The sequence below is a fragment of the Pseudomonas putida genome (assembly GCF_001636055.1).
Lineage (GTDB): Bacteria > Pseudomonadota > Gammaproteobacteria > Pseudomonadales > Pseudomonadaceae > Aquipseudomonas > Aquipseudomonas machongensis.
The window spans coordinates 2,157,653-2,172,541 of sequence record NZ_CP011789.1; the positions used below are offsets into that span (position 1 = coordinate 2,157,653).

Genomic DNA, 14,889 nt, shown 5'->3' on the forward strand with positions numbered 1-14,889 from the left:
TCCAACCGTGTACTGTCGATGATTTGAACGGACCTCCAACGCCTCCGGTCCCATGCTGTGTACCCACCGTCCACAGCAAGAGGCCACTGCCATGAGCACCTACGACTGGGACCTGATCGAACGCTTGCTGCACGAGGTGCAGAACGGCGCAGGTCAAAGCTTCACGCCACGCCCCTACGCCGAGCAGCATGCTGCGGCGATGGCCGCCAAAGGCCAGCCGGTGGGCGATCTGGATCAGCTGAAAACCCGCGCCTGTGAATACGAAAAGCTGCTGTTCCAGCGCGGCTTCATCGAAAGCCGGCCTGAAGAGGATGGCGGCAATGGTGAGAACTTCGTGCTCACCGAGCGCGGCTCGCGCCTGCTCAGCCTTATCGACAGCGCGATTCCAGGAGCGGACAGTCCACGCTTGAAGCTGGATCAGCAGGCAGATGCGCTGGATGAGTCCACCTTCGATCAGGTCTCGAGCAAGCCGCAGATCACACCAGGTGCGATTTAGACTGGTATCGGCGGGGCGGGCGCACCGATAATCGGCAATGGATCCATTTTCTGACTGCCGAGCGTTGCCCATGCCCCTGACCCGCTACGAGGCCCGCCCATGAGCGCGGCCCGCAAGAACACTGACGCTTTTGCCCTGCAGGTGATGCTGGGGTTGTGCCTGATCTGGGGCTCGCAGCAGGTGATGATCAAATGGGCTGCCGTGGATATCGCGCCGGTGATGCAGGCGGCATTTCGTTCTGGTATCGCTGCGCTGCTGGTCGGGCTGCTGATGTGCTGGCGGGGCGGCTGGGCGCAGTTGGGCAGCACCTGGCGCGCGGGCTTGCTGGCCGGGGCGTTGTTCGGGCTGGAGTTTCTGTTCATCGCCGAGGGGCTGAAGCTGACCTCGGCGGCGCATATGTCGGTATTTCTCTATACGGCCCCAGTGTTCACCGCGCTGGGGCTGCACTTCATATTGCCCAGCGAGCGTCTGCGTTTGTTGCAGTGGCTGGGGATTGCGCTGGCGTTTGCCGGGATTGCCCTGGCCTTTGCGGGCGGGCTGTCGCTGGATCAACTCGATGGGCGGGTGCTGCTCGGCGATGCCATGGCGGTGCTGGCCGGGCTGATGTGGGGTGCGACCACGGTGGTGGTGCGGGCTTCGCGGCTGTCGGAGGCGCCGGCGACCTTGACGCTGTTCTATCAGCTGATGGTGGGCTTCGTCGGCTTGCTGCTGATGGCGTTGTTCAGCGGGCAGATCGGTGCGGTGTCGTTCACGCCGTTGGCACTGGGCAGCGTGCTGTTCCAGGGGTTGGTGGTGTCGTTCTTCAGTTACCTGACCTGGTTCTGGTTGCTGCGCCAGTACCTGGCGTCGAACCTGGCGGTGTTTTCGTTCATCACGCCGTTGTTCGGGGTGACGTTCGGGGTGTTGTTGCTGGATGAGCCGCTGAGCGTGAACTTCGTGGTGGGGGCGGTGATGGTGCTCGGTGGTGTGGTGCTGGTGAGTGCCGAGCCTTGGGTGCGGCGGCAGTTGCGTCGGGCGGTGGGGTAAGGCGGGCTGTGGCGTGTCTGATTTTTCCTAATTCTCGGGCGCCGGTGTCAGGTTTTGAGTCGTTAGGATCTATCCTACGCGGCTTGCGGAAGCGTCTTAATTGTCGTGGAAATGCGTCAGGGATAACTTCGCCGGGTCGTCATTTGGCGACCGGGCGTGAGAAACCCGACGACGTGGCAGCGGCACTTCTTTATGGCAGCCGTGTGCGGACGGGCTTCGGTCCGGCCGGGCTCTCACGTCCTCGGTTTCTCACTCCGTGCACGGTTGCCACCCTAATTCCGTGAGAAAGAGTGGGGTGGTGATATCTCTGACCAGACGTGAGATTTGACCCCATGAAAAAGCTCGTCCCCGATCCACCCCGCCTTAAGCACGTTCCCCGCACCACAGTGAGGAAACGTGAACATGACTGATCTATCCGATGGCTACACCACCGCCGGTGTGGCGACTTTCCTGGACATGTACCGCGTACAGCCTGGCATTCCTTTCGAGCGGGTGCTTGAAGAAGTGTCGGTGATCCTTGGCTGTGTCCGCGAATTGAGCGAGCAGGAACAGGTGGACCCGGTGAGCATCACCGCACTGCACTACCTGAGCGCGATGGCCAAGGCGTTGCTGAACGACCTGGAGGTTGGGCGTAACTCGGTGCATTGAGGCCACTGCCCGGCTACGAAACCGCCTCGACCCTGTAGGAGCGGGCTTGCCCGCGAAGAAGATATCGCGCTGCCTGGCACGGGCTACGCCCGTGTTCGCGGGCAAGCCCGCTCCCACAGGGATTGGGCTGGTCTTTAGATTTTGAGCAAGACAGTTGTTCCCACAGGGATTGGGCTGACCTTTAGATGTTGAGCGAGACAGCTGCTCCTACACTGTGGTCGCCAGTTGCTCGGCGGCGCGTTGATCCGATCTGCTTGTCGCCACCAGCAACCCGGCGACCCCCAGCCCCGCAGCCGCCAGCAACAGTGCGGGTTGCAGCCCGCCGCTGAAGTGGTTGCTCAGCGCGGCCAGCAAGGGGCCGCTGAGTTGGCCGAGGGCGAAGCAGGCGGTCAGCAGGCCGGCGTTGCGCTGGGTGGCGTGGGGCGCGAGCTCTCGCGAACGCTGCATCACCAACTGCATGCAGGCCAGGAACGGCGCACCGCACAGCAGTACCCCGAGCCCCAGTCCGATACCGCCGCCCAGCAGGCAGGCCAGCACGCCCAAGGCTTGCAGCCAGAGTGTGGCGGTCAGCCAGACGCTGGTGCGACCCGGGCCGCGCAGGCTGACGATCACCACGCCAAGCGCTGCGGCAAGGCCGAAGCCGGGCCAGAACAGGTCGGCAAGCCACTGCCCCTGGAATTGCTGGCTGGCCATCTGCGAGAGGAAGGTGGCGGGGAGGATGTAGCCGATGCCGTACAACGCATAGACCACCGCCAGACGGGCGATGCTGCGCTGGTGTGGAGCCTGTACCGCTGCGGTGTTGGTCGCAGGCTTCAGCAGATGAGCGCGCGGCAGCCACGGCAGCACAGCCAGCAGCATCACCAGCGCGGCCACCGAGTACACCAACCACAGCGCCGCCGAATCGAGGCTGAGCAGGTGCGCACCGAGCGCGAGGAAACCGGTGACGGCGATCCCCACGCCTGGGCCTGCGAACACCAAGGCGCCGAGTCGCGCGCGACCATGGCTGCTGGCCACGTGCTGGCTGAGGCTGGTCAGCATCACCAATGCCCAGGCGCTTGCCACACCGGTGCCGAAGCGCAGCAGCAGGTGGCTCCAGAATCCGTTGGCAGCCCAGGAGGCCAGGGTCAGCAGCACGCACAGCCACAGCCCGGCATGCAGGCGCAGGCGCACCTGGTGCGGGTGGCGGGCGAACATGCCGTCCACGGCGCCCAGAAAATAGCCGAGATAGTTGGCAGCGGCCACCAGGCCGCCTGCGGTCAGGTCGAACTGGCCCTCGGCAATCAGGCGGGGCATCTGCGGGGTCAGGGCGAAGCGGCCGATGCCCATGGCCATCATCAGTGCGACGGCACTGGCCATGAGTTGCAGTAGGGGCGACATGGTAAGACTCCTGCGCAGTGGTAAGCGGTGGATGGCAGGTTAGGAGTTCTTGACTTTCAATAAAATTGAATAATGATGATCAAGTTGTTCTGTTTTGGAGAATGTCGTGGATTTCAGCCAATTGCGGATCTTCCAGGCCGTCGCCGAGGAGGGTTCAGTGACTCGCGCCGCCGAGCGCCTGCACCGGGTGCCGTCGAACCTGTCGACGCGCCTGCGTCAGCTCGAGGAGCAACTGGGCGTGGAGTTGTTCCTGCGCGAGCGTCAGCGCTTGCAGCTGTCGCCGGCCGGCAAGGTGTTGCTGGACTATGCGCACAAGCTTTCGGTACTGCGCGATGAAGCCATGGCGGCGGTGCAGGGCGGTCAGCCAGCCGGGGACTTCATCATCGGGACCATGTACAGCACGGCGGCCATCCAGCTTCCGGCGTTGCTTGCGCGGTACCATCAGGCCTATCCGGCAGTGAACCTGCAGGTGCAGGCCGCGCCCAGTGGCGAGTTGTTGCAGGGCCTGCTCGAGCGCCGCCTGGACGCCGCGTTGGTGGATGGCCCGCCGGGGCTGGCCGGGCTCGATGGCGTGCCGTTGTGCGAGGAACGGCTGGTGCTGATCACTAGCCCTGAGCATCCACCGGTGCACAGTGCGCGTGATGTGGCCGGGCGTTCGGTGTTCACGTTCCGCCAGGGCTGTGCCTACCGCATGCGTCTGGAGGCCTGGTATGCGCACGACCACACGCCAATGGGGCGGGTGATGGAGATCGAGTCGTACCAGGGCATGCTGGCGTGCGTGATCGCGGGGGCGGGGGTGGCGATGATGTCGCAGTCGATGCTCGACAGCCTGCCGGGCCGCGAGCGGGTCAGCGCGCATCCGCTGCAGGCGCCGTTCGATCATGCCGAGACCTGGCTGATGTGGCGCCAGGGCATGTGCGGGGCGAATTTGCAGGCGTGGATCGACCTGCAACAAGGTGAAACAGTAAACCGGCTGTCGGAGTACGGCATTTCCGCTTGATCTGCGGCAAAATCGCCCATATCTGTAAGGTTAGACGCAGGCGATATACAGAACATGGGACTATGATCTGTATGAAGCATCGCAGGACTGATTTGCCGCAAGGCTGACCCGTGAAGGGGGCACTATGAACAAGCGCATGTACAACTGGCTCCACGACCTTGCCGTCGCCCTTGGCCTGGTACCGCCGCCATTGCAACCGGTACCGATCCCCACCGACGAAGAACAGCGCAAGCGCCAGCCGCGTCGGCGCTGATTAGCGCAGGAAAAAGGCCGCTGCATCCTTGGGGGGGGCGGCGGCCTTTTGCGTTTTTGCAAGGGGGATCTGTGGTGTGGCTTTCGCAGTGCATGGCACCGGCTTCGCCGGTGATCGCGGGACCAGCCCGCTCCCACAGGGATTGGGCTGACCTTTAGATTTTGAACAAGACAGCTGCTTCCACAGGGTAGGGGCGGGCTGGTCCGGAGATTTTCTGCCCTGGAGATCAGGCCAGGTTCACCGCCGCCGTCGGTTTACGCGACATCAGGCTGACCACGACAAAGCTCACCAGGCCCACCGCCAGGCTGTAGTAGATCGGCGAGTTGGCATCCAGGCCGTCCTTGAACATGAAGAACAGCGCGGTGGCAAAGCCCAGCGACATGCTGGCGATTGCGCCTGGAGTGGTGGCGCGTTTCCAGAAGATCGCCCCGATCAGCGGGATCAGCATGCCACCGACCAGCAGGTTGTAGGCCAGGGTGAGGGCACTGATCACATCGTTCACCGCCAGGGCGATCACCAGCACGGCCACGCCAGTGAGCAGGGTGAACAGGCGGTTCACGCCCAGGCTCGAGCGCTTGCCACCACGCAGCTTGGGCAGCAGGTCTTCGGTCAGGGTGGTGGACGCCGCCAGCAGGCCGGCGCTTGCGGTCGACATCATCGCCGCCAGTGCCGCCGCCATCAGCAGGCCACGGATGCCGTCGGGCAGGGTGGTCTTGATCATTTCGGCGAAGGCGTTGTTCGGGTTGGCCAGGTCTGGCATCAGCACGTGGGCGGCCATGCCGATCAGCGCGCAGGCCAGGCCGTAGATCACGCAGTACACGCCTGCGGCGGTGCCGGCGCGCTGGCAGACTTTCTCGTCACGTGCGGTGAACACACGCTGCCAGATGTCCTGGCCGATCAGGATGCCGAAGAAGTAGATCAGGAAGTAGGTGATGATGGTGTCCCAGCCGATGGTGGTGAGCTGGAAGCTCGCCGCCGGCAGCTTGGCCACCAGTGCATCCCAGCCACCGGCCTTGTACAGGCACACCGGCAGGAGGATGAACATCAGGCCCACGGTCTTGATGACGAACTGCACGATGTCGGTGAGGGTCAGCGACCACATGCCGCCGATGGTCGAGTAGACCACCACCACGCCACCGCCGAACAGCAAGGCCATCCAGAACGGCACATCGAGCAGCACTTGCAGCACGGTGCCCATGGCCAGCGTGGAGACCACGCCGATCATCAGCGCGTAGGCCAGCATGATCACTGCACTGGCCTGGCGCGCCATCGGGTTGTAGCGGCGCTCCAGGACCTGGGTCACGGTGAAGATGCGCAGGCGCAGCAGCGGTTTGGCGAGGAACAGGTTCAGGGCGATGATGCCCAGGCCCAGGGCCGCGCACAGCCAGAAACCGGAAATGCCGTGGACATAGCCCAGGCGCACGGTGCCGACGGTGGATGCACCGCCGAGCACGGTGGTGGCCATGGTGCCCATGTAGAGGGTCGGGCCGAGATTGCGTCCGGCGACCAGGTAGTCTTCGTGGGTCTTCGCACGCCGCATGCCGTACCAGCCAAGCCCGAGCATGCCAGCGGCGTAGATCAGTACAACAATGATGTCCAAGGCCATGGGTGTCTCCGATTATCTTTATTATGCGAGATCGATCGCTCGGACGCTCTCACCGCGTCCGGCGCTCCTCATCGAGTGTTGGCGGGCCTCTATGGCCCTGTCCCACGGCTCCTGCCTGGGTATTGCAGGTGTTTCAGGTGATCAGCGACGCACTACGCCGGGAAGCACGCAGAGCATTTCGAACAACAGGTTGGCGCCCAGCAGCGAGGTGTTGCCGGTGGTGTCGTACGGTGGCGAGACCTCGACCAGGTCGCAGCCGATCAGGTCCAGGCCGTGGCAACCGCGGATGATTTCCATCGCCTGGATGGTGGTCAGGCCGCCGATTTCCGGGGTGCCGGTGCCTGGCGCCCAGGCCGGGTCGATGCCGTCGATGTCGAACGACAGGTACACCGGGCCACCGCCGACCTTCTCGCGCACTTCGGCCATCAGCGGCTCCAGCGATTTGTGCCAGCACTCTTCGGCTTGCACAACGCGGAAGCCCTGGCGGCGGCTCCAGTTGAAGTCATCGGCGGTATAGCCCTGGGCGCGCAGGCCGATCTGCACCACGCGGTCGCAGTCCAGCAGGCCTTCCTCGACGGCGCGGCGGAAGGTGGTGCCGTGGGCGATCTTCTCGCCGAACATATGATCGTTGACGTCGGCGTGGGCGTCGATGTGCACCAGGCCGATCTTGCCGTGCTTTTTATGCAGGGCGCGCAGGATCGGCAGGGTGATGGTGTGGTCGCCACCCAGGGTCATGGGGATGACGTTGTGTTCGAGGATCTCGTCGTAGGCTTCTTCGATGATGCGTACGGCGTCGAGCAGGTTGAAGGTGTTGATCGCCACGTCACCGATGTCGGCGACCGACAGCGAGTCGAACGGGGCGGCGCCGGTCGCCATGTTGTACGGGCGGATCATCACCGATTCGGCGCGGATCTGCCGCGGGCCGAAGCGGGTACCGGAGCGCAGCGAGGTGCCGATGTCCAGCGGCACGCCGATGAAGGCGGCGTCCAGGCCTTCGGCGCTTTGCAGGTGGGGGAGGCGGAGCATGGTGGCGATGCCGCCGAAACGCGGCATTTCGTTGCCGCCCAGTGGTTGGTGGAGAATCTTGTCCACGGTGGGCCTCATCAGTCGGTCGATTGTTCTGTTTGTTCGAACCTGTGTCGCGGCACGCTCGGCAAGCGCGAAGGCGCCGGCGACCAGGGACATTTCGGCCAAGTCTGCGCAAGGTAGTGCGCCGGAAGAATCGCTACCGACAAATACTTACTTCAGGAATTTCTGAACTATCGCGACGAAGGCGCGGTAGACTCTGACGGATTTCCAGTCTGCGGAACCTGTGCGCCATGGCCTCATCGCTGCCCGACCTGAAACTGCTGCGCATCTTCGTCAGCGTGGTGCGTCACCAAGGTTTCGCCAACGCCCAGCGTGACCTCAACCTTTCCACGTCGGCCATCAGCACCTACATGAGCCAGCTGGAAAGTGCCCTGGGCCTGGTGCTGTGCCACCGCGGCCGTGGTGGTTTCAGCCTGACCAGCAAGGGTGAGCTGTTCCACCAGGAGACCTTGCGCCTGCTGGGCGAGCTCGACGGTTTCGAGCAATACGCTGCGGCGCTCAAGGGTGAGCTACGCGGCACCCTCAACCTGGGGGTGATCGACTCCACCGTCGGCGATCGCGCGCTGCCCCTGGCCGAGGCGATCGGCGCCTACAGCCAGGAGCACCCGGCCGTGCATTTGCACCTGTCGGTTTCCAGCCCTTACGAGCTGCAGCTGGGTGTGCAGGACAACCGCCTGGACCTGGCCATCGGCGCCTTCTCTTCGCGCATGAGCGGCCTGGTGTACCAGCCGTTGTACCGCGAGCAGCACTGGCTGTACTGCAGCAGCCGCCACCCGCTGTTCAACGAGCGGCGCATTCCGGCGCAAGTCATCACCCAGCAGCGCATGGTCGGGCGCGGTTACTGGAGCCAGGCGGAGCTGGCTCGTCACGGCTTCAAGCACAGCGCCGCGACCGTGGAAAGCATGGAGGCGCAGTTGATCCTGATCCTGTCCGGTGCCTACATCGGTTACCTGCCTGAGCACTATGCCCAGGCCTGGGCCGACAAAGGTGATCTGCGAGTGTTATCGCCGTCTACCTTCGGCTACCAGGCGCCATTTTCGTTGATCATCCGGCGTGGGCGCAGCCGCGAACCGTTGATCCAGACCTTCCGCGACCTGCTCAAGTCGCAGTTGAATGTGGGCTGATTGGCGTTGGCGAAAATACATTCCATCAGGTCGGAAACTTTTCTTACAGATGCTGATCACGCACGTGAAAAAGCTCTGCTAAACCTTTACTTGCTTTGATGAAATTACCCCCTCATCTACACAAGCAAGGACCGCCCGAGATGCGCACGAATCTGCCCGTAACCGAGCATGAAAGAACGTTCTCCAGCGAGCAGCGGTTGATTTCCACCACCGACCTGAACAGCCGGATCACCTACTGCAACGATGCGTTCGTGGCAATCAGCGGATTCACCTACGACGAGTTGGTGGGGCAGCCGCACAACCTGGTGCGCCATCCCGACATGCCGCCGTCGGTGTTCGGCCATATGTGGGAAACCATCAAGCAGGGCAAGCCGTGGATGGGGGTGGTGAAGAACCGCGCCAAGAACGGCGATTTCTACTGGGTCAGCGCCTATGTCACGGCGGTCTACGAGAACGGCCGCATCAGTGGCTACGAATCGGTGCGTTCGGTGCCGACCCGCGAACAGATTCGTCGTGCCGAAGCGTTATACGCACGCCTGCGGGCCGAACGCTCGCCAGTGCCCTGGGCGGCGCGGCTGGCGCATGGCCTGGGGACTGGCTGGCCACTGGTGGGTGCCGGGCTGATTGCGGCGGCAGGCTACCTGTGGCTACCGCCCTATGCGGCGCTGGGCCTGCTGATGGTCAGCCTGTTCAGTGCCTGGTACCTGATCGAGCACCGGCAGAACCAGGCCATCCGCCGTACCCTGGCCGAGCATCCCAAGGCCTTCACCAGCCCGCTGGTTGCCCTGACCTACAGTGACAACCCCGGTCTGCGCGGCCAGCTCGACCTGGCGATCATCAGCGAAGAGGCACGTCTGCAGACTGCGCTCACGCGGCTGGTGGACGCTGGCGTTGGGGTCAAGTCACGGGCCGCACAGTCAGCGGAACTGTCTGATGCCCAGGCGCAGATGCTCGACCGACAGCGCAGCGAAACCGACCAGTCGGCCACCGCCATCGCGCAGATGGCGGCGACCATCCAGCAGGTGACCCATAACGTGCAGAGCACCGCCCATGCGGCCGGCGATGCCGACCAGCTCGCGCAGCAGGGCAGTGACCTGGCCCAGCAGAGCCTGCGGGCCATGGGCAGCATGAGCGAGGCGGTGAACGACATCGGCCAGGCGGTCAATGCCCTGGCCGAGCAGACCCAGTCGATCGGTAGTGTGGTGGATGTGATCACCTCGATCGCCGAGCAGACCAACCTGCTGGCGCTCAATGCCGCTATCGAAGCGGCGCGTGCCGGGGAGCAGGGCAGGGGCTTTGCGGTAGTGGCCGACGAGGTGCGCTCGCTGGCCCAGCGCACCCGCACCTCCACCGAGGAAATCCACCAGATCATCGCCTCGCTGCGGGCCGGTGCCGAGCGTGCGGTGAGCAGCGCCAGCCGCGGCGAGCAGATTTCCCGCGACAGCGTGCACAGCGTCGAGGCGGTACAGTCGGCGCTGACAGGCATCGTCCAGGCGGTGAGCCGCATTACCGGTATGAGCCAGCAGATGGCGACTGCGTCCGAGCAGCAGAGCCATGTGGCGGAGGATATCAACCAGCAGATCGTGCGCATTGCCCACCTGTGCGACGAAAGCGCTGGGCAGGCGAAGCAGGGCGCCGAGATCAGCCAGGACCTGGAGCGGATGGCGGAGTACCTGCATAGCCTGGCGGAGCGGTTCAATCGTTAGAGGGGATGGCGACGCCGACAAACCTGCTCCTGCCAGGTACTGCGATCTGCTGTAGCAGCCCCTGCATCCTGTGTAGCTGCACAGATCCTGGGGCCGCTGCTCGGCCCATCGCGGGACGAGCCCGCTCCCACAGGACAGCGCCGCATTCGAGGCGCGTGGTGCTGTCCTGTGGGAGCGGCGGTTCGGCGTCCTGACTTGTCCCGCGAATGGCCCGCAAGGCGGGCCCCGATTTCCGGCATATAGCCCCGGCATATGGCAAAATCCCTCCGCCAACGGAGACCCCCATGCCCAGACCCCGCTGCGAGCGCTGCCAGCGCCCGCTCGCCCATTGCCTCTGCCCACTGATCCCATCAATAGACAGCCGCACCCGTGTGGTCCTGCTGCAGCACCCCAGTGAAACCAGCCACGCCCTGAACACCGCCCGCCTGGCGGCGTTGGGGCTGCGCAATGCCGAGCTGTCGATTGGCGAAGTCTTCGAGGATCTGCCCGCACTGCTGGCCACTCCCGGCTATCGTCCGGTGCTGCTGTTCCCGGGCGAGCAGGCCGAGGTGGTGTCGGCCTATGGCGAAGGCGATGCGTTGCCGTTGCTGCTGATCGTCCCAGACGGGACCTGGCGCAAGGCACGCAAGTTGCTGTACCTCAACCCGCTGCTGGAGGGGTTGCCGCGGGTGACGCTCGGCCAGGTCCAGCCCTCGCGCTACCGACTGCGCAAGGCGCCGGAGGCAGGTGCGGTGTCGACCATCGAAGCGGTGGTGCAGGCGCTGAATGTGTTGGAGCAGCCCGCGAATTTCGATGAATTGCTCAGGCCGTTCGAGGCATTGATCGAGGGGCAGATCAGCGCCATGGGGGCTGAGACCTTTGCTCGGAATCATGGGGAAGGATGACAGGTTGGTGTTGGCCTTTTCGCGGGCAAGCCCGCTCCCACAAATTGGACTGCCCCATAACATTCTGAATGCTGTGGGGCCCCTGTGGGAGCGGGCTTGCCCGCGAAAAGGCCACCACCAATCCCAAGACTTTCACCGCTCACGCATCGCCTCGGTCCGGGCCTTCATCACCGGCTTGAGCAGGTAATCCAGTACGCTCTTCTGCCCGGTGATGATGTCCACTGTCGCGGTCATCCCCGGGATGATCAGCAGCGGCTTGTTGTCCCCGCCCAAATGGTTTTTCTCGGTGCGCACCTGGATCAGGTAGAACGCATTGCCCTTGTCGTCGGTGACGGTGTCGGCGCTGATCAGCTCAAGCGTGGCCTTGAGCCCGCCATAGATGGTGTAGTCGTAGGCACTGAACTTGACCATCGCCACCTGCCCCGGATGCAGAAACGCCACGTCCTGCGGGCGCACCTTGGCTTCGATCAGCAGGTTGTCCTCGATTGGGACGATCTCCACCAGGTCGCTGCCGGGCTGGACCACGCCGCCGATGGTGTTGACCTTGAGCAGCTTGACGATGCCCCGTACCGGCGACACCACGGTGGTGCGGTTGACCCGGTCGTCGATGGCGATGCTGGTGGCGGTGATCTTCGACAGTTCCGTGCGCTTGTCGTTGAGCTCCTTGGCGGCGTCCGAGCGAAAACTTGCATCGGACTCCTGGATCTTGCTGCGAATCTCGGCGATGGCCGCTTCGGCGCGAGGGATGGCCAGATTGGTCGCGTTCAGTTGGCCGCGGGCTTCGACGCTGCGCTGCTTGAGGCGCAGGATCTCCACCGGCGAAATGGCGCCCTTGCTCACCAAGGGCGACGACATGTCCAGCTCCTGTTGCAGCAGGCCAACGGCCGAGCGGTACTGTTCGACCTTGGAGCGGAATTCGGCGAGTTCCTGGGTCTTCTGCCGCAGTTGTTCGTTGAGTGTCTGCTTCTCGCTGGCGAGCCGGCGCTGGCGTGATTGATAGAGGGCGATTTCGTCTTCGGCCACCTGCGGTGCCTTGGCGCGGACTTCGTCCGACAGCGCGAAGGGGCGCCCTTCTGCCTCGGCCGACAGGCGCTCGACCTGTGCGGTCAGGGCATAACGGTCGGCTTCGCTCTCGCCCTTGTTCGACTTGAAACGGGTATCGTCCAGGCGCAGCAGGGTGGCCCCCTTGTCGACCATCTGCCCTTCGCGCACGAAGATCTCGGTGACGATGCCGCCTTCGAGGTTCTGGATCACCTGCACCTTGCTCGAGGGGATGGCCTTGCCTTCGCCGACCGTGACCTCGTCGAGCACGGCGAACTTTGCCCAGACCAGGGCCACCAGCAACAGCGCTGCTGCCAGCCACACCGTGATGCGCGACAGGCGCGGCGAGTCCTGCAGGGTGGCACCTGCCAGCTCCGGCATGTAGTCGCGCTCGGCATGCTTGTCGGCGCCGGAGAGTTGGCTGCGCACACTATGGCTGAGGGGCATGTCTACCTCCTATGAAAACCACGGTGCCTGTGGCAGCGCCGTCCTTCACGTCGTTTACAGGGCTGCGCCAATACGGCCTTTGCGCAGGGCGTCGATCACCGCGTCCTTCGGCCCGTCGGCCACCACCTTGCCGTTGTCGAGTACCACCAGCCGATCCACCAGGCTGAGCATCGAGCTGCGGTGGGTGACCAGCAGCAGGGTCTTGCCGGGCACCCAGGCCAGCAGGCGTTGGCGCAGTTGGTCTTCGCTGCTGTTGTCCATGTGGCTGGTGGGTTCGTCGAGGATCAGGATCGGCGGCTCCAGCAACAGTGCACGGGCCAGCAGGACGGCCTGGCGCTGGCCGCCGGAGAGCAGTTGGCCGCGCTCGCCCAGCGGGCGGTCGAAGCCCTGCGGGTGTTGGCGGGCCAGTTCGCTGACTCCGGTCAGCTCAGCGACTTCGAGCATGCGCGCATCGCTGACGTGGCGTGCGCCCAGGGTCAGGTTGTCGCGCAGGCTGCCTGCCAGCAGGGGCATGTCGTGGGCGACATAGCCAAGCTGATTGCGCAGGTCGGCGATATCCAGCTGGCGCAGGTCAAGGTTGTCCAGCAGCACCTGGCCTTCGTCAGGGTGATGAAACCCCATCAACAATCGCCCGAGCGTGCTCTTGCCCGAACCGCTGCGGCCGATGATGCCGATGCGCTCGCCGGGCTTGATCGACAGGCTGATATCGTTCAGTGCCGCGGCGACCTGACCGGGGTAGCGGAACGTCACGTGGCTGATGCCCAGGCCGCCTTGCAGCACCGTATGCTCCAGCGCCTGCTGACCGGGTTGGCGCTCCTGCGGCAAGCTCATCAGTGCGTCGGTGCTGCGCATGGTCAGTTGTGCTTGTTGGTAGCGGGTGATCAGCCCGGCGATCTGGCCCAGCGGCGCCAGCACCCGGCTGCCGAGCATGTAGCAGGCGACCAGCGCGCCCACGCTGAGGCTGCCGGCGATGATCGAGTAGACCCCCGCGACGATGGTGGCCATGCCGCAGAACTGCTGGATGAACAGCGTGCCGTTGCTGGCCAGGGCCGACAGGTTGCGGGCATGGGCATCGAGACGGGCGATGGCGCCGTTGGTGTGTTCCCACTGGTATTGGCGCTCGCTTTCGGCGCCACAGGCCTTGAGGGTTTCCAGGCCGCCAAGGGTTTCGATCAGCAAGGCCTGGCGCACGGCGCCGAGGCTCAGGCTTTTCTGCACCGTGTCTCGCAGGCGTATCTGGATGAACAACGCCACGCCCACCGCCAGGGGGAAGGCGACCAGCGGGATAACCACCAGCCAGCCGCCGAGCAGGCCGATGACCAGCAACATCAGCACCACGAAGGGCAGGTCGATGATGCTGGTCAGGGTCACGGCGGTGAGGAATTCGCGCAGGCCCTGGAAGTCGTGGATGCTCTGGGCGAAGCCGCCGATGCTGGCCGGACGTGCTTTCATGGCCATGCCGGTGATGCGTTCGAACAGCGTGGCCGACAGGATCAGGTCGGTCTTCTTGCCGGCCTGGTCCAGCAGGTGTGCCCGGACCATGCGCAGCACCAATTCGAAGGCGGTACCGATGAACAGGCCGATGACCAGCACCCACAGGGTCGAGAGGGCCTGGTTGGGCACCACGCGGTCGTAGGTCTGCATCACGAACAGCGGCACCATCAGCCCGAGCAGGTTGATCAGAAGGCTGGCCAGCAGGGCATCGCTGTACAGCCAGCGCGAATGCCTGAGGGTGTCGCGAAACCATGCTTCGACCCGTGGCAGCAGTGGCGTACGCAGGTCTTCGAGGGAATGTCGCGGGCGGGCGAACAGGGCTTGCCCGCTGTAGGCCTGCTCCAGCGCCTGGCGCTCGACCCATTGCTCGCCACCGTCGGCCTCGCAGGGCAGGATCAGCGCCCGTCCATCTTCGTTCCAGCGTTGCAGCACGGCGCTGCGTCCATCGCCGAGCAGCAACAGTACCGGCAGGTTCAGTGTATTGATGGCGCTCAGTTCGCGGCGCAGTACGCGTGCCTGCAGGCCGGCGCGGGCGGCGGCGCGGGGCAATAGTTCGAGGCTCAGGCGCTGGTCGGCCAGCGGCAGGCCGGCGCACAGGCTGGCACGGCTGGCCGGGCACCCATGAACCTTGCACAGGATCAGCAGGCCATCGAGCAACGGATCATCCGCAGCCAGGGTGGGCTGCGTGCTATGCATAC

13 protein-coding genes are annotated in these 14,889 nt (G+C 64.4%); 8 read left to right on the plus strand and 5 right to left on the minus strand.

Features of this window, described 5'->3' with window-relative positions; all coding sequences use genetic code 11:
• Positions 1–91 precede the first annotated feature (91 nt).
• The 3 genes from AB688_RS09840 to AB688_RS09850 all read left to right on the plus strand — a co-directional run bounded on the left by AB688_RS09840 (position 92) and on the right by AB688_RS09850 (position 2,170).
• Positions 92–496 (plus strand): hypothetical protein, encoded by a 405-nt coding sequence (locus AB688_RS09840; protein ID WP_054893282.1) that lies wholly within the window; start codon positions 92–94, stop codon positions 494–496.
• A gap of 99 nt (positions 497–595) precedes the next feature.
• A complete protein-coding gene (locus tag AB688_RS09845; RefSeq protein ID WP_063543758.1) occupies positions 596–1,522 on the plus strand; it encodes a DMT family transporter in 927 nt (308 codons plus the stop codon).
• 402 nt (positions 1,523–1,924) lie between these two features.
• Positions 1,925–2,170, plus strand: a complete 246-nt coding sequence (locus AB688_RS09850) for a DUF3077 domain-containing protein (RefSeq protein ID WP_063543760.1) — start codon at positions 1,925–1,927, stop codon at positions 2,168–2,170.
• Between the two features lie 207 nt (positions 2,171–2,377).
• Here the strand turns inward: AB688_RS09850 and AB688_RS09855 are convergent, their stop codons facing one another.
• A complete protein-coding gene (locus AB688_RS09855; RefSeq protein ID WP_063543762.1) occupies positions 2,378–3,547 on the minus strand; it encodes a YbfB/YjiJ family MFS transporter in 1,170 nt (389 codons plus the stop codon).
• A gap of 106 nt (positions 3,548–3,653) precedes the next feature.
• Here AB688_RS09855 and ptrR point away from each other — a divergent pair, with 106 nt between their 5' ends.
• Positions 3,654–4,547 (plus strand): putrescine utilization regulator PtrR, encoded by an 894-nt coding sequence (ptrR, locus tag AB688_RS09860; protein ID WP_063543764.1) that lies wholly within the window; start codon positions 3,654–3,656, stop codon positions 4,545–4,547.
• A gap of 124 nt (positions 4,548–4,671) precedes the next feature.
• Positions 4,672–4,800, plus strand: coding sequence for a PA1414 family protein (locus AB688_RS27325; protein ID WP_256093825.1), 129 nt, complete (start codon positions 4,672–4,674; stop codon positions 4,798–4,800).
• A gap of 226 nt (positions 4,801–5,026) precedes the next feature.
• Here AB688_RS27325 and AB688_RS09865 read toward each other — a convergent pair whose 3' ends face one another.
• Positions 5,027–6,406, minus strand: a complete 1,380-nt coding sequence (locus AB688_RS09865; RefSeq protein WP_063543766.1) for a sodium:solute symporter — start codon at positions 6,404–6,406, stop codon at positions 5,027–5,029.
• A 141-nt stretch (positions 6,407–6,547) separates the two neighbouring features.
• Complete coding sequence (gene speB, locus AB688_RS09870; RefSeq protein ID WP_063543768.1) at positions 6,548–7,498, minus strand: agmatinase; 951 nt, start codon at positions 7,496–7,498, stop codon at positions 6,548–6,550.
• Positions 7,499–7,725: 227 nt separating this feature from the next.
• On the opposite strand from speB, the gene AB688_RS09875 reads away from it, so the two are divergent.
• The 3 genes from AB688_RS09875 to AB688_RS09885 all read left to right on the plus strand — a co-directional run bounded on the left by AB688_RS09875 (position 7,726) and on the right by AB688_RS09885 (position 11,209).
• Positions 7,726–8,619 carry a LysR family transcriptional regulator gene (locus AB688_RS09875; RefSeq protein WP_054893274.1) on the plus strand — a complete coding sequence of 298 codons (894 nt, stop codon included), beginning with the start codon at positions 7,726–7,728 and terminating at the stop codon, positions 8,617–8,619.
• A gap of 140 nt (positions 8,620–8,759) precedes the next feature.
• Entirely contained in the window at positions 8,760–10,325 is a 1,566-nt protein-coding gene (locus AB688_RS09880; protein ID WP_063543770.1) for a methyl-accepting chemotaxis protein, read from the plus strand.
• Positions 10,326–10,609: 284 nt separating this feature from the next.
• Positions 10,610–11,209 carry a tRNA-uridine aminocarboxypropyltransferase gene (locus AB688_RS09885; RefSeq protein WP_063543772.1) on the plus strand — a complete coding sequence of 200 codons (600 nt, stop codon included), beginning with the start codon at positions 10,610–10,612 and terminating at the stop codon, positions 11,207–11,209.
• 132 nt (positions 11,210–11,341) lie between these two features.
• On the opposite strand, the gene AB688_RS09890 is transcribed toward AB688_RS09885, so the two are convergent.
• Positions 11,342–12,697 (minus strand): HlyD family type I secretion periplasmic adaptor subunit, encoded by a 1,356-nt coding sequence (locus AB688_RS09890; RefSeq protein ID WP_063543774.1) that lies wholly within the window; start codon positions 12,695–12,697, stop codon positions 11,342–11,344.
• Positions 12,698–12,751: 54 nt separating this feature from the next.
• On the minus strand, positions 12,752–14,887 hold the full coding sequence (locus AB688_RS09895) for a type I secretion system permease/ATPase (protein WP_063543776.1): 2,136 nt from the start codon (positions 14,885–14,887) through the stop codon (positions 12,752–12,754).
• Positions 14,888–14,889 lie beyond the last annotated feature (2 nt).

Coding starts and splice junctions, on each gene's coding strand:
- AB688_RS09840 (WP_054893282.1), top strand. CDS start 92: ATGAGCACCTACGACTGGGACCTGATCGAACGCTTGCTGCACGAGGTG.
- AB688_RS09845 (WP_063543758.1), top strand. CDS start 596: ATGAGCGCGGCCCGCAAGAACACTGACGCTTTTGCCCTGCAGGTGATG.
- AB688_RS09850 (WP_063543760.1), top strand. CDS start 1,925: ATGACTGATCTATCCGATGGCTACACCACCGCCGGTGTGGCGACTTTC.
- AB688_RS09855 (WP_063543762.1), bottom strand. CDS start 3,547: ATGTCGCCCCTACTGCAACTCATGGCCAGTGCCGTCGCACTGATGATG.
- AB688_RS27325 (WP_256093825.1), top strand. CDS start 4,672: ATGAACAAGCGCATGTACAACTGGCTCCACGACCTTGCCGTCGCCCTT.
- AB688_RS09865 (WP_063543766.1), bottom strand. CDS start 6,406: ATGGCCTTGGACATCATTGTTGTACTGATCTACGCCGCTGGCATGCTC.
- AB688_RS09875 (WP_054893274.1), top strand. CDS start 7,726: ATGGCCTCATCGCTGCCCGACCTGAAACTGCTGCGCATCTTCGTCAGC.
- AB688_RS09880 (WP_063543770.1), top strand. CDS start 8,760: ATGCGCACGAATCTGCCCGTAACCGAGCATGAAAGAACGTTCTCCAGC.
- AB688_RS09885 (WP_063543772.1), top strand. CDS start 10,610: ATGCCCAGACCCCGCTGCGAGCGCTGCCAGCGCCCGCTCGCCCATTGC.
- AB688_RS09890 (WP_063543774.1), bottom strand. CDS start 12,697: ATGCCCCTCAGCCATAGTGTGCGCAGCCAACTCTCCGGCGCCGACAAG.
- AB688_RS09895 (WP_063543776.1), bottom strand. CDS start 14,887: ATGCATAGCACGCAGCCCACCCTGGCTGCGGATGATCCGTTGCTCGAT.